Source organism: Daejeonella sp. (genome assembly GCF_046590655.1).
Classification (GTDB): Bacteria; Bacteroidota; Bacteroidia; order Sphingobacteriales; family Sphingobacteriaceae; genus Daejeonella.
On sequence record NZ_JBKJUM010000130.1, the window covers coordinates 12,559 to 37,482 of the forward strand.

23 protein-coding genes and 5 tRNA genes are annotated in these 24,924 nt (G+C 39.7%); 4 read left to right on the forward strand and 24 right to left on the reverse strand.

Annotated elements, in window-relative coordinates; all coding sequences use genetic code 11:
- Positions 1-4 precede the first annotated feature (4 nt).
- Positions 5-934 (forward strand): tRNA (adenosine(37)-N6)-dimethylallyltransferase MiaA, encoded by a 930-nt coding sequence (gene miaA / locus ACLL8Z_RS12120; protein WP_411275052.1) that lies wholly within the window; start codon positions 5-7, stop codon positions 932-934.
- Here the strand turns inward: miaA and ACLL8Z_RS12125 are convergent.
- The 19 genes from ACLL8Z_RS12125 to rpsU all read right to left on the reverse strand — a co-directional run bounded on the left by ACLL8Z_RS12125 (position 894) and on the right by rpsU (position 17,429).
- Positions 894-1,577 (reverse strand): potassium channel family protein, encoded by a 684-nt coding sequence (locus ACLL8Z_RS12125; RefSeq protein ID WP_411275053.1) that lies wholly within the window; start codon positions 1,575-1,577, stop codon positions 894-896. The two genes, miaA and ACLL8Z_RS12125, sit on opposite strands and share 41 nt — an antisense overlap.
- Entirely contained in the window at positions 1,577-1,891 is a 315-nt protein-coding gene (locus ACLL8Z_RS12130) for a DUF3467 domain-containing protein (RefSeq protein WP_411275054.1), read from the reverse strand. Before ACLL8Z_RS12130 ends, ACLL8Z_RS12125 begins: the two co-directional genes overlap by 1 nt.
- 412 nt (positions 1,892-2,303) lie before the next feature.
- Positions 2,304-6,590 (reverse strand): DNA-directed RNA polymerase subunit beta', encoded by a 4,287-nt coding sequence (gene rpoC / locus ACLL8Z_RS12135; RefSeq protein ID WP_411275055.1) that lies wholly within the window; start codon positions 6,588-6,590, stop codon positions 2,304-2,306.
- A 78-nt stretch (positions 6,591-6,668) separates the two neighbouring features.
- The gene (rpoB, locus tag ACLL8Z_RS12140) at positions 6,669-10,478 is read right to left on the reverse strand and encodes a DNA-directed RNA polymerase subunit beta (protein WP_411275056.1); all 3,810 of its coding nucleotides are present in this window, start codon (positions 10,476-10,478) and stop codon (positions 6,669-6,671) included.
- Between the two features lie 147 nt (positions 10,479-10,625).
- The gene (gene rplL / locus ACLL8Z_RS12145) at positions 10,626-11,006 is read right to left on the reverse strand and encodes a 50S ribosomal protein L7/L12 (protein ID WP_411275057.1); all 381 of its coding nucleotides are present in this window, start codon (positions 11,004-11,006) and stop codon (positions 10,626-10,628) included.
- Positions 11,007-11,066: 60 nt separating this feature from the next.
- Positions 11,067-11,585 carry a 50S ribosomal protein L10 gene (rplJ, locus tag ACLL8Z_RS12150; protein ID WP_411275058.1) on the reverse strand — a complete coding sequence of 173 codons (519 nt, stop codon included), beginning with the start codon at positions 11,583-11,585 and terminating at the stop codon, positions 11,067-11,069.
- Positions 11,586-11,587: 2 nt separating this feature from the next.
- On the reverse strand, positions 11,588-12,286 hold the full coding sequence (gene rplA, locus ACLL8Z_RS12155) for a 50S ribosomal protein L1 (protein WP_411275059.1): 699 nt from the start codon (positions 12,284-12,286) through the stop codon (positions 11,588-11,590).
- Between the two features lie 21 nt (positions 12,287-12,307).
- Complete coding sequence (rplK, locus tag ACLL8Z_RS12160; RefSeq protein ID WP_079700630.1) at positions 12,308-12,751, reverse strand: 50S ribosomal protein L11; 444 nt, start codon at positions 12,749-12,751, stop codon at positions 12,308-12,310.
- Between the two features lie 111 nt (positions 12,752-12,862).
- Positions 12,863-13,405, reverse strand: a complete 543-nt coding sequence (gene nusG / locus ACLL8Z_RS12165; protein ID WP_411275060.1) for a transcription termination/antitermination protein NusG — start codon at positions 13,403-13,405, stop codon at positions 12,863-12,865.
- 10 nt (positions 13,406-13,415) lie between these two features.
- Positions 13,416-13,610, reverse strand: coding sequence for a preprotein translocase subunit SecE (secE, locus tag ACLL8Z_RS12170; protein ID WP_079700628.1), 195 nt, complete (start codon positions 13,608-13,610; stop codon positions 13,416-13,418).
- Positions 13,611-13,627: 17 nt separating this feature from the next.
- Positions 13,628-13,698 (reverse strand) — tRNA-Trp (locus ACLL8Z_RS12175).
- Between the two features lie 108 nt (positions 13,699-13,806).
- Positions 13,807-14,994, reverse strand: a complete 1,188-nt coding sequence (gene tuf, locus ACLL8Z_RS12180; protein WP_411275061.1) for an elongation factor Tu — start codon at positions 14,992-14,994, stop codon at positions 13,807-13,809.
- Positions 14,995-15,055: 61 nt separating this feature from the next.
- Positions 15,056-15,127, reverse strand: a tRNA-Thr gene (locus ACLL8Z_RS12185).
- Between the two features lie 84 nt (positions 15,128-15,211).
- Positions 15,212-15,284, reverse strand: a tRNA-Gly gene (locus ACLL8Z_RS12190).
- Positions 15,285-15,414: 130 nt separating this feature from the next.
- Positions 15,415-15,495 (reverse strand) — tRNA-Tyr (locus ACLL8Z_RS12195).
- 10 nt (positions 15,496-15,505) lie between these two features.
- A tRNA-Thr gene (locus ACLL8Z_RS12200) sits at positions 15,506-15,578 on the reverse strand.
- Positions 15,579-15,849: 271 nt separating this feature from the next.
- Complete coding sequence (hpf, locus tag ACLL8Z_RS12205; RefSeq protein WP_411275062.1) at positions 15,850-16,191, reverse strand: ribosome hibernation-promoting factor, HPF/YfiA family; 342 nt, start codon at positions 16,189-16,191, stop codon at positions 15,850-15,852.
- A 93-nt stretch (positions 16,192-16,284) separates the two neighbouring features.
- Entirely contained in the window at positions 16,285-17,166 is an 882-nt protein-coding gene (locus tag ACLL8Z_RS12210; protein ID WP_411275063.1) for a tyrosine-type recombinase/integrase, read from the reverse strand.
- A gap of 71 nt (positions 17,167-17,237) precedes the next feature.
- On the reverse strand, positions 17,238-17,429 hold the full coding sequence (rpsU, locus tag ACLL8Z_RS12215; RefSeq protein ID WP_411275064.1) for a 30S ribosomal protein S21: 192 nt from the start codon (positions 17,427-17,429) through the stop codon (positions 17,238-17,240).
- Positions 17,430-17,740: 311 nt separating this feature from the next.
- On the opposite strand from rpsU, the gene ACLL8Z_RS12220 reads away from it, so the two are divergent.
- Positions 17,741-18,001: a hypothetical protein gene (locus tag ACLL8Z_RS12220; protein ID WP_411275065.1), complete on the forward strand. Its 261-nt coding sequence runs from the start codon at positions 17,741-17,743 to the stop codon at positions 17,999-18,001.
- Positions 18,002-18,162: 161 nt separating this feature from the next.
- On the opposite strand, the gene ACLL8Z_RS12225 is transcribed toward ACLL8Z_RS12220, so the two are convergent.
- Positions 18,163-18,492 (reverse strand): hypothetical protein, encoded by a 330-nt coding sequence (locus tag ACLL8Z_RS12225; RefSeq protein ID WP_411275066.1) that lies wholly within the window; start codon positions 18,490-18,492, stop codon positions 18,163-18,165.
- A gap of 166 nt (positions 18,493-18,658) precedes the next feature.
- Between ACLL8Z_RS12225 and ACLL8Z_RS12230 the strand changes: the two genes are divergently transcribed.
- A complete protein-coding gene (locus ACLL8Z_RS12230) occupies positions 18,659-19,630 on the forward strand; it encodes a formylglycine-generating enzyme family protein (RefSeq protein WP_411275067.1) in 972 nt (323 codons plus the stop codon).
- Between the two features lie 11 nt (positions 19,631-19,641).
- Positions 19,642-20,976 carry a Gfo/Idh/MocA family protein gene (locus ACLL8Z_RS12235; protein ID WP_411275068.1) on the forward strand — a complete coding sequence of 445 codons (1,335 nt, stop codon included), beginning with the start codon at positions 19,642-19,644 and terminating at the stop codon, positions 20,974-20,976.
- A 69-nt stretch (positions 20,977-21,045) separates the two neighbouring features.
- Here ACLL8Z_RS12235 and ACLL8Z_RS12240 read toward each other — a convergent pair whose 3' ends face one another.
- The 4 genes from ACLL8Z_RS12240 to ACLL8Z_RS12255 form a co-directional block, all read right to left on the reverse strand.
- Positions 21,046-21,768, reverse strand: a complete 723-nt coding sequence (locus ACLL8Z_RS12240; RefSeq protein ID WP_411275069.1) for a methyltransferase family protein — start codon at positions 21,766-21,768, stop codon at positions 21,046-21,048.
- Between the two features lies 1 nt (position 21,769).
- The gene (gene cmoA, locus ACLL8Z_RS12245) at positions 21,770-22,510 is read right to left on the reverse strand and encodes a carboxy-S-adenosyl-L-methionine synthase CmoA (RefSeq protein WP_411275070.1); all 741 of its coding nucleotides are present in this window, start codon (positions 22,508-22,510) and stop codon (positions 21,770-21,772) included.
- Between the two features lie 198 nt (positions 22,511-22,708).
- On the reverse strand, positions 22,709-23,506 hold the full coding sequence (locus ACLL8Z_RS12250) for a hypothetical protein (RefSeq protein ID WP_411275071.1): 798 nt from the start codon (positions 23,504-23,506) through the stop codon (positions 22,709-22,711).
- Positions 23,494-24,894 (reverse strand): alkaline phosphatase PhoX, encoded by a 1,401-nt coding sequence (locus ACLL8Z_RS12255; RefSeq protein ID WP_411275072.1) that lies wholly within the window; start codon positions 24,892-24,894, stop codon positions 23,494-23,496. The genes ACLL8Z_RS12250 and ACLL8Z_RS12255 overlap by 13 nt, the downstream gene beginning before the upstream one ends.
- Positions 24,895-24,924 lie beyond the last annotated feature (30 nt).

Consider the following 24,924-nt stretch of genomic DNA (forward strand, 5'->3'; position numbering starts at 1 on the left):
TTCAATGGCCAAAACACTGTTTATTATTGCAGGTCCAACAGCCATAGGGAAAACTATTCTCGCAATAAATTTAGCCCAATACTATAAGACTGAAATTGTTTCTGCCGACTCCAGGCAATTATACCGGGAGATGGAAATTGGTACAGCCAAACCCTCATCTGATGAACTCAATACAGTAACACATCATTTTATTAATTCCCATTCCATTACTGATGTCTATAACGTTGGCGATTATGAAAGGGAAGCACTTCAAGTAATTTCTACACTTTTTGAGCGCCACAATATCGTGATACTCGTTGGTGGATCAGGACTTTATATCAATGCCATCACCCAGGGATTTGACGACATACCATCTTCTTCTGCAGAGGTTAGAGAAAAATATAATCAGTTGTTGGAGGAACGCGGAATTTCATTCCTTCAGGAAAGTTTAAAAAGTATAGATCCCGAATACTATGATGAAGTAGATATAGATAATCCACAACGAATTATAAGAGCTATTGAGGTATATGAAACAAGCGGAAAGCCCTTCTCGGAATTTCGCAACAAGGTTAAAAAAACAAGGAACTTTAATATCATTAAGGTTGGACTAAACACTGACAGACAAAAACTGTATGAAAAAATTAACAATAGGGTTGATATAATGATTAATAATGGACTGGTCGGGGAAGTAGAAAGATTAAAATCATTCCGACATCTGAATGCTCTAAATACTGTAGGGTACTCTGAATTATTCGATTTTTTTGACGGAAGTTCTACTATAGAAGCAGCCGTAGATAAGATAAAACAAAATACCCGAAGATTTGCGAAACGACAACTCACATGGTTTCACAAATCTGAGGATATAAAATGGTTTCATCCTGATGAGGTGGATAGTATAACCAGCTATCTGAATTCTACACTCCTCGATCCTGAGCGCGTGGTGCAAAGAAATTGAAAAAGAGTATCAAAAAGGACAAGGTGCTTATTAACTGGGTCATGACAAGCACTTTCCCATCCGAGGTGATGGGATGAATATCTCCATATCCGACGGTCGCTCCAGTTATTAAACTAAAATAGAGAGCGTCGGTAATATTTCCAACTGATTCATTCAAATAATCTCCTGCTGCATAAATCACGGCATAAGATCCTATTACTTCTAAAAAATTGAAAAATAGCAGGATTAGAGACCTGTTATAATTTATACCAAGAGTATGCTCCGGAAGAAATATCTTATTGAAAATATATACAAAGGTTTCAATCAGGAGGTATATGTTAAATATAAAAAGCCCGACATGATTCCATAAGCCAAAATATAGAATTGCAAATGGCAAAGCAGTTTTAAATATTACGTAAACTTCCCCTCTGATTTTTCTCTGATGATAAGAGAATTTCCGATCAACATAGTCTAAATAAACTCCGGGGAAAAAGACTTTTGAAGTCACCAAAAATAATCTAAATATCCTTTCAATTCCAAAATCGACATAATTAGAGTTATGCCAAACATCCCTAATCTTATCGAAATGAGGTATATGCGGCCATTGCTCATGCCCTTTTACAGACTGACTACCAAATACCAGTTTACTTAGGTGTCGTTTCATCAAGCTTGTGCAGGCGGACCGCCAAAATTCATCGGAAACGCTGGCGGGTCTTCATTGATCTTTATCCTACCATTTATGGCCTCAAATTTCTCAAGATTGTCCTCAAGGGCTCTCATAAATCTTTTAGCATGTTCTGGTGTTAATACAATCCTTGATTTTACTCTGGCCTTTGGTACTCCTGGCATCACACGCACAAAATCTAATACAAACTCCGTATTAGAGTGGGTGATAATTGCTAGATTAGAGTAAATTCCTTCTGCAACTTCTTCAGAAAGCTCTATATTCAATTGATTTTCGGGTTGCTGCTCTTCCATAAAGTAAAAATAAAAAAAGTCCTCGCGATAAATGGAAGGACTCAAAAAACTTTATTCAAAAGTTATTTTATCATGAGATTTACTATTGCAATCATCGAACCTGTGACACCTAGAACTTTGATAAGGCCCACAAAATAAATGGATTTCATAAGTTCGAATTTGACCCCTCCCAAATCCTCATTTGTAGCAGATATCACTTTTCTGCTATCGAACTCATTTTTAACTTCTGCACTCACAAATTAAACACGTTCCTCTGCTTCTCCGTCACCGAGGTGTTCTTTAAGAATTTGATACAGTCCAATTTCGGACACGCTCATCCCTCTTCTTTTATGATAATGTAAATTACAATTTCTCAGCCAGACAAAAAAGCCCCTTCATGCAGAAGGGGCTTATAAATAGTAAAGGGCAAGTATTAAGCTTCTACTTCTTCCTGTTTAGATGCCAATAGTTTGTCATATTCTTCCTGAGAACCAACAATGATCCGCTCGTAGTGACGTAAACCAGTTCCTGAAGGAATCAAATGACCAACGATCACGTTTTCCTTTAATCCCAAGAGGTTATCACGTTTACCACTGATCGCTGCTTCATTCAATACTTTAGTGGTTTCCTGGAAGGACGCTGCAGAAATGAATGATTTAGTTCCCAGTGAGGCACGGGTAATACCTTGAAGCATCTGGCTTGAAGTAGCCGCAATCGCATCACGGGTTTCAACAAGTTTCATGTCTTTACGTTTAAGAACAGAATTTTCATCTCTTAATTTACGGACAGAAATGATTTGACCTGCTTTTAGGTTAGTTGATTCTCCCGGCTCTATTACTACGCGTTTATCGTAGATTTCGTCATTTTCCAATTGGAAGTCCCAACGGTCAACAAGTTCTTTCTCAAGGAATCGTGTATCACCAGCATCCTCGATCATCACTTTCTGCATCATTTGGTGAACGATGGTTTCAAAATGCTTATCGTTGATCTTCACACCTTGTAAACGGTAAACTTCCTGTATACCATTAACAAGATATTCCTGAACTGCTGCAGGGCCTTTAATTGAAAGGATATCAGCAGGAGAAATTGATCCGTCAGATAATGGCATACCCGCTTTAACGAAGTCATTATCCTGAACAAGAATGTGCTTAGACAATGGCACTAGATATTTCTTTATCTGTCCATCTTTTGATTCGATAGACATCTCACGGTTACCACGTTTAACTCCGCCTAAAGTTACAACACCATCAATCTCAGTTACAACAGCTGGATTTGAAGGATTCCGCGCTTCGAACAATTCCGTCACACGTGGAAGTCCACCCGTGATATCTCTTGTTTTACCTGTTGAACGGGGGATCTTAGCAATGATCTGCCCCATTTTCACAGCTTCATGCTCCTCAACTGCAATATGCGCCCCTACCGGAATGTTATACCCTTTAAGACCATTACCTTTTTTATCAGCAACACGGATAACCGGATTTTTAGTCTTATCACGAGTATCAATTATAACTTTTTCTCTGTGCCCGGTTTGCTCATCTGATTCCTCACGGAAGGTTACACCTTCAATAATTGCCTCAAATTCCGCCTTACCTTCAAACTCGGAAATAATAACTGCGTTATATGGATCCCAGCTACAGATTTTATCTCCTTTGGAGATTTTATCACCATCCTTAACATACAGATAAGCTCCGTATGGGATGTTATTTGCCATAATCATTTTATTTGTTCCTGGCTCAACAATCCTAAACTCACCTGAACGTCCCAAAACAACTTCTAGCGGACCTTCTTCAGTCTGGTGACTAACGGTTCTGACATTCTCGAATTCGATAACACCATCGAACTTCGCCACGATCTGAGATTCTGCAGCAATGTTTGATGCAGTACCACCTACATGGAATGTACGAAGTGTTAACTGTGTTCCCGGCTCACCGATTGACTGTGCAGCAATTACACCGACTGCTTCACCCATCTGAACACGTTTACCAGTTGCCAGGTTACGTCCATAACATAGTGCACAAACTCCACGTTTGCTTTCGCAGGTTAGAACAGAACGGATTTCAATACCCTCCAGGGCAGAGTTCTCGATCTTAGCGGCGATATGCTCTTCAATATCCTCTCCTGCAGGTAAAAGCAGTTCATTTGATAATGGATCATATACATCATGGAGACTTGTTCTACCCAAAATACGGTCGTATAATGGCTCGATAATATCTTCATTATCTTTTAATGCTGTAGTATAAATTCCTCTCAGCGTACCGCAATCCGTTTCACCCACAATCATGTCCTGGGCAACGTCATGTAAACGACGAGTTAGGTAACCCGCATCCGCTGTTTTCAATGCTGTATCGGCCAAACCTTTACGAGCACCGTGAGTAGATATGAAGTACTCCAATACGGATAAACCTTCTTTAAAATTAGATAAGATAGGATTTTCAATAATTTCACCTCCTGAACCGGATTTCTGCGGCTTAGCCATCAATCCACGCATTCCGCAAAGCTGACGGATCTGCTCTTTAGAACCACGCGCTCCTGAATCAAGCATCATGAATACAGAATTGAATCCCTGGTTATCACTAGATAACTGATTCATTACATTCGCTGTCAGGCGATTGTTGATACGGGTCCAGATATCGATAATTTGATTGTAACGCTCGTTGTTGGTAATGAATCCCATGTTGTAGTTATTCATTACTTCTTCAACCTCTTTACTTGCCTGGCCTATAAGCTGTGCTTTTTCAGCAGGTATATTCAGATCCTGAAGGTTGAACGAAAGACCACCCTGGAATGCCATCTGGAAACCTAATTCCTTAATCTCATCAAGGAACTGTGCTGCACGAGCCATCCCAGTAATTTTCACTACTTCACCAATGATATCACGAAGTGATTTTTTAGTAAGTAATTCATTGATATATCCAACTTCTGCAGGAACCCTTTGGTTAAATAACACCCGTCCCACAGTAGTTTCAATCAGTTTATTTACAATATTACCGTCCTTTTCTTTCACATTGGTTTTAACCTTAATGAAAGCGTGAAGATCAAGTTTACGCTCATTGTAAGCAATAATTACTTCCTCTGGTGAATAGAAGGTTTGATCCTGACCTATAACAACACGAGTTTCATCAGTTCTGCGGCCTTTAGTAATATAGTAAAGACCCAAAACCATATCCTGTGAAGGAACAGTAATTGGAGTTCCGTTTGCTGGGTTCAGAATGTTGTGAGAAGCGAGCATAAGCATTTGGGCTTCCAAGATCGCAGCATTACCTAAGGGTAAATGCACGGCCATCTGGTCACCGTCAAAATCCGCGTTGAAAGCGGTACACACCAAGGGGTGCAACTGAATTGCCTTTCCCTCAACCAGCTTTGGTTGAAAAGACTGAATACCTAAACGGTGAAGCGTAGGTGCACGGTTTAATAATACCGGATGTCCTTTTAACACATTCTCAAGAATATCCCAAACAATAGGATCTTTACGATCTACAATCTTTTTTGCTGATTTTACAGTTTTTACCACTCCTCTTTCAATCATCTTGCGAATGATAAATGGTTTGAAAAGCTCCGCAGCCATATCTTTAGGTAAACCGCATTCGTGAAGTTTCAAATTTGGACCTACAACAATTACAGAACGTGCTGAATAATCCACACGTTTACCTAATAAGTTTTGACGGAAACGACCTTGTTTACCTTTCAGGATATCTGAAAGAGATTTTAAAGCACGGTTACCTTCAGTTTTTACAGCATTTACTTTACGTGAGTTATCAAATAATGAATCGACAGACTCCTGAAGCATACGTTTTTCATTACGTAAAATAACCTCTGGTGCTTTGATTTCAATCAGGCGCTTTAAACGGTTGTTACGGATGATCACACGGCGGTAAAGGTCATTCAGATCGGAAGTAGCAAAACGGCCGCCCTCGAGTGGAACGAGAGGCCTCAGTTCGGGCGGAATAACCGGAACGATCTTAACGATCATCCATTCCGGATTATTCTCAATACGGGTATTTGCACCACGGAATGCTTCAACAACCTGAAGACGTTTTAATGCCTCAGTTTTACGTTGCTGTGAAGTTTCCGTTGCTGCCTGATGACGAAGGTCATACGATTGCTGATCAAGATCCAAACGGCCTAATAGATCCTGAAGTGCTTCAGCACCCATCTTAGCGATGAATTTATCAGGATCTTTGTCGTCCAAGTATTGATTTTCTTTAGGTAAAGTATCCAGTATATCAAGATATTCCTCTTCTGTAAGGAAATCCATTTTCTGAATGCCATCAGTTTCTTTCAGTCCTGCCTGAATTACTACATAACGCTCATAATAAATGATGAGGTCAAGCTTTTTTGTTGGCAAGCCAAGCAAATAACCAATTTTGTTTGGGAGTGAACGGAAGTACCAGATGTGTGCAACAGGAACCACCAAATTAATGTGCCCCATACGCTCACGACGTACTTTTTTCTCAGTTACCTCAACCCCACAACGGTCGCATACAATACCCTTGTAACGAATACGCTTGTATTTACCGCAATGACATTCGTAATCCTTTACTGGGCCGAATATCCGCTCGCAAAATAAGCCATCACGCTCAGGTTTGTAAGTCCGGTAGTTGATAGTTTCCGGTTTTAACACCTCACCGCTTGATCGTTCCAGAATAGATTCCGGCGATGCCAAACTAATGGTTATCGAGGTGAAATTACTTTTGATTTTATTATCCTTTTTGTAAGACATAGCTCTTTTTCTAGTTATGAGTTATGAGTTATGAGTTATGGGCTAAGAACTCTTAACCCGTAACCCATAACCCGTAACTTAATCTAATGTGATATCCAATCCCAATCCTCTCAACTCATGAACCAATACATTGAATGATTCCGGAACTGAAGGCGTTGGCAGGTTCTCACCTTTAACGATCGCTTCGTAGGTTTTTGCACGTCCTACAACGTCATCAGACTTAACTGTTAATATCTCCTGAAGTATGTTTGCAGCACCAAATGCCTCAAGTGCCCAAACCTCCATCTCACCAAAACGCTGACCTCCAAATTGAGCTTTACCACCCAATGGTTGTTGCGTAATTAATGAGTATGGTCCGATTGAACGGGCGTGCATTTTATCGTCAACCATGTGACCTAATTTCAGCATGTAGATAATACCTACTGTGGTCTGCTGGTCAAAACGATCACCCGTCAAACCATTGTATAAATAAGTTCTTCCAGATGTTGGTACACCTGCTTTTGTAACCCATTCTTCAACTTCATCATGGGAAGCTCCGTCGAAAATTGGCGTTGCGAACTTCATTCCAAGTTCCTTACCAGCCCAGCCCAACACAGTTTCATAGATCTGTCCAAGGTTCATACGTGATGGTACACCCAGCGGGTTCAACACGATATCAACCGGAGTTCCATCTTCCAGGAATGGCATATCTTCATCACGAACAATACGGGCAACGATACCTTTATTACCGTGACGTCCCGCCATTTTATCTCCTACTTTCAGCTTACGTTTTTTAGCAACATAAACTTTAGCCATTTGTACAATTCCTGATGGAAGCTCATCTCCTACGCTGATCGCAAACTTATCACGTTTGTAAGCACCTAGCTCTTCGTTAAGCTTAATGTTATAGTTGTGAAGTGTTTGTTTGATCAACTCATTCTTATCTTCATCAGTCGTCCACTTTGTAGGGTTAACGTTAGCAAACTCCATTTCAGTAAGGATTTTCTGTGTGAACTTCACACCTTTCGCTACCAATAGTTCTTTGTACACATTATACACACCCTGGGAAGTTTTCCCATTCACAATAGTAAACAATTTATCAATCAAGGTTTCTTTCAATTCCTTGGTTGCTTTATTGTGTTTGTTATCAAGTTTTTCGATCAGCACTTTTTCTTCCGGCTTAGTTGTTTTCTTGGCACGTGAGAAGAGTTTTGTATCGATAACCACACCATGAATTGAAGGTGGAGTTTTAAGTGAAGCATCTTTTACATCCCCTGCTTTATCGCCGAAAATTGCACGTAAAAGTTTTTCTTCCGGCGATGGATCAGACTCCCCTTTAGGAGTGATCTTACCGATAAGAATATCACCTTCCTTAATTTCTGCACCAACACGGATAATTCCATTCTCGTCCAGGTCTTTAGTTGCTTCTTCAGAAACGTTAGGAATATCCGGAGTAAGTTCTTCTTCACCACGTTTCGTATCACGAACTTCAAGTTCGAACTCTTCAATGTGAAGTGAAGTGAATATATCCTGTGAAACTACACGCTCAGAAATTACTATCGCATCCTCGAAATTGAATCCTTGCCAAGGCATGAATGCCACTTTCAGGTTTCTTCCAAGAGCAAGTTCACCGTTCTGCGTTGCATATCCTTCACAAAGAACCTGACCTTTCTCAACTTTCTGACCTTTTCTTACAATCGGCTTCAAATTGATACAAGTACTTTGGTTAGTTTTCTTGAATTTAATCAAACGGTAAGATTTAACCTCCCCATCAAATGAAACTAAAACGTCGTCTTCATTTCTCTCGTAACGAATACGAATCTCATTCGCATCAACATATTCTACAACACCCGATCCTTCGGCATTAATCAGGGTACGAGAATCACGTGCAACACGTCCTTCAAGTCCTGTTCCAACGATTGGTGATTCTGGGCGTAACAATGGTACAGCCTGACGTTGCATGTTAGATCCCATCAATGCACGGTTAGCATCGTCATGTTCCAGGAACGGAATCAACGATGCAGCAATTGAAGTGATCTGATTAGGTGCTATATCCATTAAGTCGAGCTTACTCGGCTCAATTACCGGGAAATCACCTTCATAACGGGCTTTTACATGCGGCGTTTCAAAATTTCCTTTATCATCGTATAGTGCACTTGCCTGTCCGATAGTTTTACCTTCTTCATCTTCTGCAGAAAGGTATATAACCGGCTCTTCAACAACTACTCGTCCGGCATCAACCTTACGATAAGGTGTTTCGATAAAACCTAAATTATTAATCTTAGCATGCACACAAAGTGATGAAATCAGACCAATGTTTGGTCCCTCAGGAGTTTCGATAGTACATAAACGACCATAGTGAGTATAGTGAACGTCACGAACCTCAAAACCTGCACGCTCACGCGACAGTCCACCAGGTCCTAAGGCTGACAGACGACGCTTGTGCGTGACCTCTGCCAGAGGATTGGTTTGATCCATAAACTGCGATAACTGGTTTGTTCCGAAGAACGAGTTGATCACAGAAGATAATGTACGTGCGTTGATTAGGTCAGTTGGTGTAAACACCTCGTTATCACGGATGTTCATACGCTCACGGATTGTACGCGCCATACGTGCCAGACCCACACCAAACTGCGCGTATAACTGCTCGCCTACTGTACGAACACGGCGGTTTGATAAGTGATCAATATCGTCCACCTCAGCTTTAGAGTTAATTAATTTGATCAGGTATTTAACTATGGCGATAATATCCTGTTTTGTTAAAACTTTAGTCTCTACAGGCGTAGCTAATTTAAGCTTCCGATTGATGCGGTAGCGTCCTACATCCCCAAGGTCATATCTCTTATCTGAGAAAAACAAACGGTCGATGATCCCACGAGCTGTTTCTTCATCAGGTGGTTCTGCATTACGTAATTGACGATAGATGTGCTCCACCGCCTCCTTCTCAGAGTTTGAGGTATCTTTTTGTAAAGTATTATATATAATAGTATAATCACCGCTGTTAATGGCATCTTCTTTTGTAAGAATTACAGTTTTAACACCAGCCTCGATGATCATATCGATATGCTCTTCTTCAAGTACGGTTTCGCGTTCCATAATGATCTCGTTCCGATCAATTGAAACTACTTCACCAGTGTCTTCATCCACAAAATCTTCCACCCATTTCTTCAACACTCTGGCAGCAAGCTTACGTCCAACGGCTTTTTTCAAGCCAGACTTACTTACTTTTACTTCATCAGCCAATTCAAATAGTTCAAGAATATCCTTATCAGAATCATAACCGATAGCACGAAGCAATGTAGTTACTGGAAACTTTTTCTTACGGTCTATGTATGCATACATGACGTTATTTACGTCCGTAGCAAATTCAATCCATGAACCCTTAAAAGGAATTACACGGGCTGAATAGAGCTTGGTTCCATTAGTGTGACGACTCTGCCCGAAAAACACACCCGGAGAACGATGAAGTTGGGATACAATTACACGTTCTGCACCATTTATAACAAAAGTTCCTTTAGGCGTCATATATGGGATTGTTCCCAAATAAACATCCTGGACGATTGTTTCAAAATCTTCATGTTCCGCATCGTTACAAGACAAGCGGAGCTTAGCCTTCAAGGGGACGCTATACGTTAAACCACGCTCAATACACTCGTGTATATCATAACGCGGGGGATCAATGAAGTAATCAAGGAATTCTAAAACGAAGATATTTCTTGAGTCAGAGATCGGAAAATTTTCAGAAAACACTTTAAACAAACCTTCTTGATGACGGTTGTCTGAAGTAGTTTCCAATTGAAAAAATTCCCTGAAAGATTGTAATTGAACATCCAGAAAGTCAGGATAATCCATCACATGCTTGCTGGTAGCAAAATTTACTCTTTCGGATTGCTTAATTTTGTTTGCCAAGGGATTGAGAATTTATTTAAGTAAATAAACTTCGACTTGTTTCCCGCCAGGTGCGGAGATGTAAGTCATACATCAATGGGTATAATACAAATGGCAATAGACCCCGATGAAAATCGGAGTCTAAGGCCATAATTTTATGTGTTAAGATTATTTAATCTCAACAGTAGCTCCAGCTTCTTCCAATGCTTTCTTTAATGATTCAGCTTCTGCTTTATCAACGCCAGTTTTCACTTCTTTAGGCGCGCTGTCAACTAAATCTTTAGCTTCTTTCAAGCCAAGGCCTGTAAGATCTTTAACCAATTTAACAACACCTAATTTAGAACCACCAGCTTCTTTCAAAATTACATCGAAAGCAGTTTGTTCTACTGCTGCTGCTGGTGCATCACCACCTGCTGCCGGACCTGCAACTGCAACTGCTGCTGCAGCTGGCTCGATACCATACTCATCTTTTAATATTTGAGCTAATTCGTTAACTTCCTTTACTGTTAAGTTTACTAATTGCTCAGCAAACGATTTTAAATCTGCCATTTTATTTTATTTTAAAATTTCTGTACTTTGAATAATTTAATCGAACTTTTAGGTAGTCCGTTAACCTCTTTCTTGTAATGTTTTAACAATTCCTGCAAGTTTGTTACCACCCGACTGTAAGCCTGAAATAACATTTTTAGCAGGAGACTGAAGCAATGCAATGATGTCTGCAACCAGTTCTTCCTTAGATTTAAGGCTTACAAGGGCATCCAACAGATGATCACCAATGAATACTGACGAATCAATATATGCAGCTTTAAGTACTGGCTTATCACCTGATTTTCTCAGTTGTTTAATCAGCTTTGCCGGAGCATTTGCCGATTTTGAGAATAAAATAGATGAAGATCCTTTAAGTACATCAAAGATTTCGCTGTAATCACCTTCAGAAGCTTCCATAGCTTTTCTGATAAGAGAGTTCTTAGCAACTTGCATTTTGATATCGTTTTCGAAACATTTGCGGCGAATAGCATTGACCTTTGCTACAGACAGGTTTGCGGTATCAGTAATATAAAAATTACCATACTCAGCAATCGTCTCTGTTAAAGCAAGAACAACGTCGTGTTTATCTTCTTTTTTCATGATTAGATTCCCGCTACTGATTTAGTTTCAATTTCGATTCCCGGACTCATTGTCGAAGACATATGTATGCTTTTGAAATAAGTTCCTTTTGCTGCTGAAGGTTTTAATTTAGAAATCACCTGAATTACTTCAAGGGCGTTCTCATAAATTTTATCTGCATCAAACGATACCTTTCCAATAGAGGCATGGATAATTCCTGTTTTGTCAACCTTGAAATCGATCTTACCGCCTTTAACATCAGTTACTGCTTTACCTACATCTGTAGTAACAGTTCCTGATTTAGGGTTTGGCATAAGGTTACGAGGACCTAAAACACGTCCGAGTTTACCTACTTTAGCCATAACACTAGGCATTGTAATAATGATATCAACGTCAGTCCATCCACCTTCTATTTTGGCAATGTATTCATCTAAACCCACGTAATCTGCACCTGCTGCTTTAGCTTCTTCCTCCTTATCAGGAGTACAAAGAACTAAAACACGGACAGTTTTACCGGTTCCATGAGGAAGAGTTGCAATACCACGCACCATTTGGTTCGCTTTACGCGGATCTACGCCTAAGCGTACATCAAGGTCAATCGAAGCATCAAATTTGGCAGTAGTAATATCTTTAACCAGAGCCGCAGCTGCAGTTAATGAATATGCTTTCCCAGCCTCAATTTTTGAATGTGCCTGTTTTTGATTTTTTGTTAATCTAGCCACTTCTTAAACTGATTTGTATAATTAATTATTCCAGGGTGCATCACCGCTAACGGTAATTCCCATACTGCGTGCTGTACCAGCAACCATTTTCATGGCTGACTCGACAGTAAATGCGTTCAAGTCGGTCATTTTATCTTTCGCAATGCTTTCAACCTGCTCCCAGTTTACACTGGAAACTTTTTTACGGTTAGGCTCTGCAGAACCACTCTTTAAACCAGTTGCATCCAATAATTGAATTGCTACAGGAGGAGTTTTAATGATAAAATCGAATGACTTGTCGACATAAACAGTAATTACAACCGGTAAAACTTTACCTGGCTTATCTTGGGTACGCGCATTAAATTGCTTGCAAAATTCCATGATGTTCACACCCTTCGCTCCCAACGCGGGACCTACAGGTGGAGATGGATTTGCAGCGCCGCCTTTGATCTGTAATTTTATTAAAGCACCGACTTCTTTTGCCATTTTTATTAATTTATTTGTAACTCAATGTTAGTAGTGGAAGCTATGTAACATTTAAGACTATTGTGTTATGTGTTACGGGTTATGTGTTACGAGCGATCCCATAACACGTAACTATTCCTTTTCAACCTGCATATAATTCAACTCAAGCGGTGTCCTTCTTCCGAAGATCTTAACCATAACCTTAAGTTTCTTTTTTTCTTCATTTACCTCTTCAATAACTCCGGTAAATCCGTTGAACGGACCGTCCATTACTTTAACGTTTTCCCCTACATAGTACGGTACATTCATGGACTCACCCTGCTCAGCCATTTCGTCGACTTTGCCAAGAATCCTGTTAACTTCGGCTGATCTCATCGGAACAGCGTTGCCACCTTTATCTCCAAGGAAGCCAATAACACTATTGATTCCTTTAATAACGTGTTCAAGTTCACCGTCTAAAGCAGCTTCAATAAGAACATATCCAGGATAGAAGTTCCGCTCTTTAGCGATCTTCTTACCATCCTTCATCTGATAGAATTTTTCCATCGGAATTAACACTTGAGGTAACAAGTGTGAGATGCCCAAACGGTTGACTTCTGCTTCTAAATATTGCTTAACTTTCTTTTCTTTACCGCTAACCGCTCTAACCACATACCATTTCAATTGATCGCTCATAGTGCCTGAATTATGCAAGAGAATTATAGAACATCTTCAACGCTCTGCCAACCGTTTCATCCATAGCCAATATCACAAGTGAAATAATGATAGATGCTATCAATACCAATACAGCTGAATTTTGTAATTCTCCCCAAGTCGGCCAGGTAACCTTCTGGGTCATTTCGGTATATGATTCTTTTATAAATTCTACTACGTTAGCCATCTTATATTTAGCGTAAGCACGGGAACAAGGATTCGAACCCTGATCAAAGGTTTTGGAGACCTCTATTCTACCATTGAACTATTCCCGTCAATATAACTGCGTTTTTATTTAAAAAACTCAGCCCGTGTATTATAAGAAAACATAAGTCCACAATAAAGGGACTTATGTTATCCAATTAACCTTTATTTGAAATTGCTTATTTTACAATTTCAGTAACCTGTCCGGCACCTACTGTTCTACCACCTTCACGGATAGCAAAACGAAGGCCTTTTTCCATCGCGATAGCGTTGATCAGTTTTACACTGATTGTAACGTTATCACCTGGCATTACCATTTCTACTCCTTCAGCAAGAGTGATCTCACCTGTAACGTCTGTCGTACGGAAATAGAATTGTGGACGATATTTGTTAAAGAATGGAGTATGACGTCCACCTTCTGCTTTTGATAACACGTAGATCTCAGCTTTAAAGTCAGTGTGCGGAGTTACTGAACCTGGCTTACAGATAACCATACCACGACGGATATCAGTTTTCTCAATACCACGTAACAACAAACCAACGTTATCGCCAGCTTCACCTCTGTCTAATATCTTACGGAACATCTCAACACCTGTTACTACAGATTTTAAGTTTTCAGCACCCATACCTAAGATATCAACCTGCTCACCTGAGTTGATTATACCTCTTTCGATACGTCCTGTTGCAACAGTTCCACGACCAGTGATCGAGAATACATCTTCAACTGGCATAAGGAAAGGAAGTTCAGTCAAACGCGGAGGAATTGGAATGTAGCTATCTACTGCATTCATCAGCTCCATAATTTGACCAACCCATTTAGGATCTCCATTCAATCCACCTAATGCAGAACCCTGAATAACAGGAATATCATCACCTGGGAATTCGTAGAAGCTTAACAGTTCACGGATTTCCATTTCTACTAATTCCAGTAATTCCGGATCGTCAACCATGTCGACTTTATTCATAAAAACAACCAATGACGGCACACCTACCTGACGTGCAAGAAGGATGTGTTCACGAGTTTGTGGCATAGGACCATCAGTGGCAGCAACCACGATTATAGCACCATCCATCTGAGCAGCACCAGTAACCATGTTCTTCACATAATCCGCGTGACCTGGACAGTCAACGTGCGCATAGTGACGGGTAGCGGTTGAATACTCCACGTGTGCAGTATTGATGGTGATACCTCTTTCTTTTTCTTCCGGAGCAGAGTCAATTGAATCAAATGAACGTGCTTCAGAAAAGCCTGCATCAGCCAACACTTTAGTGATAGCTGCTGTAAGTGTAGTTTTACCGTGGTCGACGTGACCTATGGTACCGATGTTTAAATGCGGCTTACTGCGGTCAAATTTTTCTTTTGCCATTTTGTTTTATACTTATTATTAGGTTAATTTAAATATTGTTCTTTTACTAAATACAATCCAGAGCCAACGATGGGACTTGAACCCATGACCTCTTCCTTACCAAGGAAGTGCTCTACCGCTGAGCTACGTCGGCTTATCATTTGCTCTCAGATTCATGCCAATCATTCATCGGAAGTACAAACCAATAAACCAACATATGGCAAACAATGAACCGTTGAGCGGAAGACGAGGTTCGAACTCGCGACCTATAGCTTGGAAGGCTATCGCTCTACCAACTGAGCTACTTCCGCTTGTAAATTTGATAATTAGCAAATGAGCAAATTAGCAAATTGGGTAATGTGAATTATCAAGTCGTAACAAGTCCATGAACTCGTGTATCAATTTGTTAATTCTCAAATTCGCTCATTGCAAATTTGATTGTGGGGAGGGAAGGATTCGAACCTTCGAAACCGAAGTAACGGATTTACAGTCCGTCCCATTTGACCGCTCTGGAACCCCCCCAACATTTCCGAGCCTCCTATCGGGATCGAACCAATGACCTACTGATTACAAGTCAGTTGCTCTACCAGCTGAGCTAAGGAGGCGGTTATTTTTCCCGGCATTTAAACTTCTTCAGTGACTCCCGCACAAAACGGTACTCAAACAGGTTGACTTCGCCGGGCGGAATGTCTTCATCTTTAAATAAAAATTTTAAAGAACCAACCTTTTCAGAGCAAATCATCTCATAAAGATAACCCATCTCTGAAAGGGACTGCAAATCTACGAAAATTTAGAGTTGGACAAAATTTTTTAGCAAAAAAAATCGGCAGTCATTTCGACTGCCGAAAAAGTATCTAATTATGAAGTATTTATAGATTAAATTATTTCATCATTGCTAAGGACAGCTTTGTGATTATTTATCCGCGCCCTTAATTTTACCTTGCGCTTGTCAAGTTGATGCTTCAAGGACTCGATTGCTTTATCCGTTGCTTCTTCAAAAGTTTTACACTGCTCTTTCGCGAAGAGGTCGTTCCCCGGTATAAGAAGTTTGATTTCTGTTATTTTATTTGCTTCATCTGCCGTGTTCTCAAGTTTAAGATAAACTTCGCCGCTAATAATCTGGTCAAAAAATTGATCTAGCTTGTCTGCCTTCTTCTGGATAAAATCCAATAATTTAACATCTGCTGAAAAATGGATCGATTGCACTCGGATTTTCATATTTCCTCCTTTTATAACAATTAAAAATTAATTAATTCCCGACTAAGGGAGATTTTACAATAGTAAGTGTAAAGTTCAAATCATAGTTTAGGTTTATGCTTTAGGATGTGCCTGCTTGTAAATAGCTTTCAACTTCTCCACAGAATTATGTGTGTATACCTGCGTGGCTGCAAGACTAGAATGTCCCAGAAGTTCTTTAATAGCATTTAGGTCTGCTCCCCTGTTCAAAAGCGCAGTTGCGAATGAATGCCTCAATATGTGCGGACTTCTTTTAGATTGAGTAGAAATTTGAGATAAGCTTGACTTCACAGTTCGATAAATAAATTGAGGGTAAGCATTATTCCCTTCATTTGTAACGATTAAAGAACTCGCTTTGTTGTCAAAATTTTGACTTAATTTTTTCATGATATACTCTTTGGTCAATTTGATCAGAGGCGCACCCACAGGAATAATACGTTCCTTATTTCGTTTACCTAAAACCTTGATATATTGTTCATATTGATTCACATCCTGATCTTTTAGATTTACCAGCTCAGAGAGCCGCATACCTGTGCCGTACAATAATTCAATAATCAACCTGTCCCTCATGCCTCCAAAATTATCTTCAAAAACATGTTCACTATCGAGAAGTGCATCCATCTTTTGCTCTTCAACAACTAATGGAAGACGCTTTGGAACGCGCGGGGCCTTAACATGAATCATGGGACTAACTCGAAGGAAACCCTCACGCTGGAGGAATTTGTAAAAAGACCTCAGAACGGATAATTTACGGTTAACCGTCTTTGCCCCTGACCCTTGCTCCATAAGTGCAAGCATCCAGCTACGAACTTCCTGGTGCGATATTGTGAGTATATCAAGTCCATCAGAAGTTAGGAAATCATTAAATTGACAGAGGTCGTGACTGTAAGCAGTAACGGTGTGGGGAGAGAACCGTTTTTCAAAGTGTAGGTAACAAATAAATCGCTCTATAAACATCAAAAAACTATTTGAACATCAATAAATTGAATATACAAATAGTTTTAAGATTTTATATGCTCAAAGAAAAATTAAACCGTATCGATGTTTAACCCTTGCTTGTAAATAGCTTTTTTAACTTCCGTACGGCGGGTTATAGACTTCTTCTCGTAGGCCTGACGGCTTCTAAGCTCTCTTAATACACCGGTTTTCTCGAATTTCTTTTTAAAGCGTTTTAAAGCTTTGTCTAGTGATTCACCGTCTTTTACATTAATAATGATCATAATATACAGATACCCCCTTTCAGAATTGGATTGCAAATGTACAAAAAATATTAAAGATCAAAAGTTTAGACAAATAATTTTTGAACATTTCCTGCTCAATTATGTTCATTCCTTAAGGACCAGACAGAATTTCAGGAAGCAGGAAAAAAGGATTTGACTCAGTTAAAGTGCCAGGGTCGGGTATTGAAAGGAACTAAAAAGACGATTCTCTTAAAATTCTTATTTCTGACACAATTTTTGCAACGAAGATTAAAGTTAGGAATGCAGAAGAAGTACCAGATAGAAAAAACAATAATAAATTAAAGAAGACCATGGCAAAATGCAGTATATCAATCGATTTCGAAGGAGATCCGGATAAACTTATCAGGTCAGCAGAAGAGGCAATATCAGGGGCTGGAGGCTCTTTTGCTGGAAATAACGCTGAAGGAAAATTTGCAATTAACTCTCCTCTTGGAAAGGTTTCAGGAACTTATACGGTATTGGGCCAGTCCTTCAATATTAGTATAATTGACAAACCTTTTTTGGTAAGCTGCAGTAAGATTGAAGATGAGTTGAGAAAGCAAATTAAATAAGTTCTCCAAAGTCTGAGGTCTGAGCTGGGCTGAGATGCATTTCGGTTAACTTAGAGTGCAAATGTCGGAAATCCAACATACCTAGATAAGGTGAATTACGACTAATGTTTGTCATTAAAACCCACGGATCAAGTTGCGAAAGCCCTGCCTTAAAGCCTATTTTAATTGCCCGTGTTTGGTAAGGTGTCTTCCATGATATCTCCGCGCGGGTCTGTCCGTAATATTATCATATCGGATTTACCGATATGACTTGCGTACCAATGGATAGCGTCATTCATATAATCATACGAAATCCCGTCGTCCAAACTCACTTCAAAAGCATACAAATCCGGCTTTGACTCCCCATACATTTCGATACAATTCTCAGCAACTTGGTAATCCGTGTCAGTCAGAGAATATACTTTTAGTTCGAAGTCCGTACCCCACATTTTTACAACGTCCACGCAGTTATATTTAATTTCTGCGGACAGATAAAACTCGTTGTGTTTCATTGTTTGTGCGTAAAATATAAGCGTACGGTTTTTTGGTTCAAACTCTAACAAAAGATGTTCCATTATTACAATTGTCGAGAAGGAAAATCTTTCAATTATAAAATTGCAGATTATTCACCGCGAAAGGTTAATTTTATTTTTATAAAAGATTTACTGCTTAGATCTAATGATTCGACATAAAAAATTAATCCTTTATATAGCTTATACTTTTTCTATAACAGAATTTCTGTTTGCCCAGGAACAAAAGACTTCAGATTATACCCAAAACATTCCGGGTGTAAGTCTAAAATTCGAAATGACTGCAATTCCCGGAGGAGAGTTCAAAATGGGAAGTGAGCTTACGGATCCAGGAAATAAGAAAGATGAAGGTCCGCTCCACTTAGTCAAGATCAGTCCGTTTTGGATGAGTTCTCAGGAAATAACCTGGGATATTTATGAGCTTTTCGTTTATCAGGATTTTGATCAGACAAAGAATCTTGGAGTGGACGCAGTTAGCCGGCCATCTAAGCCCTACCTGGATATGACTTTCGGAATGGGAAAAGAAGGTCACCCTGCCGTTGGGATGACACACTATAATGCTTTACAGTTCTGTAAATGGCTATATACCCGAACAGGTGTATTCTACCGTCTGCCAACAGAAGCTGAATGGGAATACGCATGCCGCGCAGGAACTCAGACTACTTATTCTTTCGGCAACGATACGACGAAACTAAGCGATTACGCCTGGTATAGATCCAATGGTTTAGAAAGCACCCACACTGTTGGCACAAAGAAGCCAAATCAGTGGGGCTTATATGATATGCACGGAAACGTTGCAGAATGGACCTTAGATCAATACTTTCCCGACTATTATTCGCAGAGTGCTGATAAAATTCAGGATCCTTTTGCAAAACCAAAGACTTTATACCCACACAGCGTTCGAGGAGGATCATTTCAGGATGACGCATCGTCTTTACGATCTGCAACTCGACATAGTTCAGATCCAGCCTGGAAACGGATAGACCCTCAAATACCTAAAAGTAACTGGTGGCTTCCTGAAGCGCCGTTTGTAGGGATTCGCCTAGTCCGGCCGGTGATACCCCCCTCAAAAGAAGAAATAGACATATTTTATAATCAAAAACCGATTGAAGACTATTAATAACTAAGCAAATGAATGTAAACAAAAAAATTACCCCTCAGACACAGCGTAGAGCCTTTCTGAAAACATCAGCAATTATTGCCGGAGGAGCTGTTTTAAGTAATATTCCGTTTTCCGGAGTTTATGCCGATGAAGGCGGTACAATTAAAATCGCGTTAATCGGTTGCGGTAATCGCGGGACCGGAGCATTGTTTCAGGCATTGGAGACTAAATATAAAATTAAGGTGGTAGCAATGGCTGACGCATTCCGGGACCGTCTGGATAAAAGCTACGATGCAGCGTTTAAAAAGTTCGGCAAGGATAAAGTCGATGTACCAGAGGATAAAAAATTTGTAGGTTTCGATGCTTACAAGCATGCTATAGCCGAAGCTGATGTGGTCCTCCTCGTCACTCCTCCAGGGTTCCGGCCGGTTCATTTTGCAGAAGCTATAAAGCAGAATAAACATGTATTTATGGAGAAACCAGTCGCCACTGATTCGCCCGGTATAAGAAGCGTACTGGCGACTGCTGAAGAAGCCAAACGTAAAAAGTTGAATGTAGTAGTAGGTCTGCAGCGCAGGTATCAAAACAATTATAAGGAAACCATCAAACGAATAGAAGATGGTGTGGCAGGGGATATCGTTTCGGGCCAGGTTTATTGGAACAGCGGTGGTGTTTGGGTAAATCCGCGTGTCGCCGGACAAACGGAAATGGAGTATCAAATGCGTAACTGGTATTATTTTAACTGGCTTTGCGGAGATCATATTAATGAACAACATGTGCATAACATCGATGTGGCTAACTGGGTCAAAAATGCCTATCCTGTGTCTGCTCAGGGCACCGGTAGCCGTTTCCTTCGCACCGGAAAAGACCATGGGGAGATCTATGATAATCATACCGTTGAATTTATTTATGCTGATGGAACGGTTATCCAGAGCCAGTGCAGACATCATGAGGGAACCTTAAATCGTGTAGATGAAAGCTTTCAGGGCACCAAAGGGAGAGCATTTCTATCCGCAAATACTAATACAGGTAAACTCTGGGATACCAAAGGCAATGTTTTATTCAATCATGTTGGTAAAGGTGATCCAAATCCTTATCAAACTGAACACGACGAACTATTTGAAGCTATCGATAAAGGGCAATATAAATTTGCGGATGCCGAGCGTGTTGCCAAAAGTACACTTAGCTCCTTGTTAGGGCGCTATGCGACCTATTCCGGAAAAGAGGTCAAATGGGATGAGGCACTTAATTCTCAGGTAAACCTGATGCCCGAAAAATTGAGCTGGGATGCCATGCCTAAAGTACTGCCGGATGCAAATGGCATGTATCCCTTTGCAATTCCAGGCAAGTCCAAAGTGGTTTAATTTTCCTCTAAAAAAGAAACCCCAAAATACCGGGGTTTTCTTTTTTAGAGGTTTGTTGTAAAGAGGAATTTATCCTTTCCACGTACCACTCTTTTTTAAATACCTGATACTGAAATAATAGGCACCCAGTAGAACTAATAAAATAATAAAAAGTTTATCTCGCAGGTCTGTATCGTAAACAGTCAGCTGAGGATAATAAAAAAGCAGAATCACAACAATGCCTGTCACCCAAACGGTTTGGGTGTTATATTCTTTAATTAACCATCTCTTACCGTTAAAATCCATACCAGCGATAGTTTGCCCAATACCGTTGAAATTGATCCACCATCTACTTACTTTACTGCAATAAGCATCAAATTGCCCCTTAAATTTGTTGCGCAGAAACTGTTCCTCGGCCAGGACAATCGCCTGGTAAATGAATAAAAAGAGAGGAATGAATACTGCAACGAACAGCAGGGAGTTGATTAGAATCCCAACCCCTACCAGCATTAAAATATTGCCGACATATAAGGGATTTCTACAATGAGTAAATATCCCCTCGGTAATCAGATCATCAGCATAAACCTCCTTATTCTTCCCACCCCTTACAATGTATTTTAGTGCAATAGTAACACCCCTAATAAGTTGCCCGAAAATGGTTGTTGTCAGTCCAATTATGATCGGATAGAGATAGTAATTTGATCCTAAATCTTCCTCTGTAAAAATTTCAGACGATGGAATAAATAAAGCGAGGTACAAAAAAATAAATAAGAGATTTCTGTACTTAAAGAAAAAGTTCCCTATAGCCAGCATCTTAATTTTTTATTGCGATAAAACCTGAAAAATTGTACCATTTAAAAAAGGTCTCTATGTGTGAGAAGCCTGCCTCGCGAAACATTTTGATATTCTCACTGAGCTTATACGGAATCAAGACATTTTCCAATGCCTCCCTTTTTTGAGATATCTCCATCTCACTATAATTATTTCTTCTTTTATAATCGTAGTAATATTTTATGAAATTCCTGTTAAAAAGGCTGTCCTCCGCAAGAATTTTCTCAGAAACAATTAATACACCACCCTCTGTAAGACCGTCGAATATTCTTTTGATAAGTTTCTCCCTGTAAAGCGGTCGTACAAATTGCAATGTGAGACAAAGAATTACAACTGAAGCGTTTTCGATTTTGACATCTTCATGCAGATCACCAAGAACAAGATCATATGGACGCTTGAAATTTGCCTCTTTTAATTTCAAATCACATTTCTTCAGCATTTCGGAAGAATCATCTACCCCTATAAATTTGATAGATTCATCAACATAGGGATTTAATCCTATCATCGTTGTTCCGGTAGAACAACCCAGATCTATCACATTTGTATTTGCTGCAGCATGTTCAATAGCTTGCTCAATAATCATTCTCTGGATCTCACTATAAAACGGCACTGAGCGTTCAACCATGTCATCAAAAGCATTAGCTACCGTTGCTCCGAATTTGAAATCCGATGGTTTTTTTATTTCCTCGCTAAATACTTTGTCCGATACTTTATTACTCTTCATCAAGTGATCTTCAGTTTAAAATTTAAGAAAGTTAAGTCATATTGCTTGCGCGACCCGGCGTTAAAAATAAATCTAATGGCTGATATTTGACGGATTTTTTAAAATTATTATGCACGGCATCAGAATAATAAGGCGCAGGAACGGTTTAAATCATTCGTCATATATCTTCGAACACTAGTGTGAGGTAACCAAATAAGCTTAATTGCGCTCTATAAACGCGGCGAGCTGAGCAATTTTGTCAGTACCAATCAAATCCACTTTTAACTTCATTAACATTTTCCATGCTTCAGGACTATCGGGTGAACCCCAAAACCGAATCTCTTTACCCGCTTTATGTACACTGTCCACAGTGAATTTGATTTTCAATCTTTCGTCCTTTTCCATTTTTCCAATCCCTTTCCATTTTGAAAGACTCGAAAATCGGAGGCTAACTAAGCCTACCCTGCCCCATTGTTCTGGAGAACTTTTTCGGCTTTGATCATCATCAAAGTATAGATAATCCGGATAAGTGTTAAATTCTGACGGTGCTGGACGGTTGCCGCTTATAACAATTTTAAGCTGCCGGCTATCAATAATTGCTTGCAGAGGTCTTAGTTCCTTAATCAAAATGGGTAGGGAGATTCTGTAATTTTCTTTAATATCAACTAGTAAAATTAAATGCCGCGACTTGTCGATCGATAATGTTTTGAATATGGGTTCCAGATATAAAGATTGCAGCGATTTTTCCAGGGTGATACTAGTTTTATCATGAGCGACATACAGTTTGCCATTCACTGGAAAAACGTCTGCTTCTATCGATCGGAAGCCTGCTTTATAGGCCGTAAAAAAAGGAAGTTCATTCTCATAATCGTTATGTGCATGAGCATTCTTAACACTATAATTTTTCCTCTGACCCAAGGCATGATAACATGTACCAAACGTCAGCAAAATAAAAAGTATGGACTTTGCTATTTTTATTTTCATTCGGTCGTCATACAAAGCTATCAGGATGTCCATGGCCCTGTTATAGCCAGGGTAAGGCCGGGTGATTGAATATTTATAAATAAAGTTCGACCTGAGGGCGAAAAAACTGGTCCTGCGAATTCAGATTGACGATAACCAATATTCTTAGCGATCACATATGTCTTACCTTCCGGGGTAATTCCAACAATTCTTGCGTCAGATTTATCTTCACATATGATCACATCTCCCCAGGGGGCAATGGTTAGGTTATCGCAGTTTTGGAACATTGTAGTGTCGTTGGGCTCAATATATAGCTCCAGTTGCGCAGGAAATTCACTTTCTCTGGATCTACCTTCGTACTTGCTTGGTGTATACTTGAAAATCTGGCCCCCTTTATTCACTCCTCCATCAGTACATGCAAAAAATAGTTCCTTTTTTCCATACCATATTCCTTCACCTCTTGAAAAACGAGCAGCTCCCTGTTTGAAGCCTCTAAGTCTAAGATCATTGTCAGGGGCTTCCACATTGTCCAGATCAACCCATCGTACATCGAAAGCTTTCTTTTCCGGAAACTTTCCTCCCTGAAGATTTGGCCAATTACGAGTATCGGCGCTTGCCCATTCATTTATTACTAAACATTGCAGTTTGCCACCCTTGTGAAGGTCTTTGTTCTTATTAGGCAGATATCGGTAGAAGAGACTATCACCAGCATCTTCGGTTTGATATACAATTCCTTTCTTTGGGTGTACTGCTACCGCTTCATGTACAAACCTGCCCATAGGTTTAATTGGCATAGGTTGAGTTAAACCAATTTTATCGGTAGCGAAAATTTCGAAATTATAACCATGATCTTGCTCAAGTAATCGATTTTCCCCGCCTTTTACAAAACTAAATTCTTCGCAGGTAATCCATGATTTCCAGGGTGTTATCCCTCCAGCACAATTTCTTACAGTACCTATAAGACTCAGATATTCAGTTTCAATTTTTTGCACCTTCTCATTATATACCATTGTTGTGGTCCCACCATAACACATAGAATCTCCTTTACCAAAATCATAAATATTGTTCTTATCGATTTTGCTGAGTAGCTCATTATTCTTTCCAAAAGGCCCCGATGCAATTGCACCTGGTAATAGTTCGTGATTTCTAATAATAATCATTTTATCGTTTTTCCACTTAAAGACACCCATACCATCATGCGCTCCGGGAGTTAAGAGACCATCGCTCATTACATCCCCTTTACGAGATATAACTTTTGCAGAAAATCCTTTTGGAAGACTTAGAATATCCCCCTGATTATAAAGAAGAGGTCCATATCTGCCATCAGAAACTGATTCAACAAAGCCTAAGGCAGATGCATTAGCCGCGAGTTGGTTTAAGCCCAAAAATCCTAGGCCAACCAGGCCGGTAGTTTTAATAAAGTCTCTTCTAGAATTGCTCATCCGCTAAATATAAAATGATAGATTGAATAC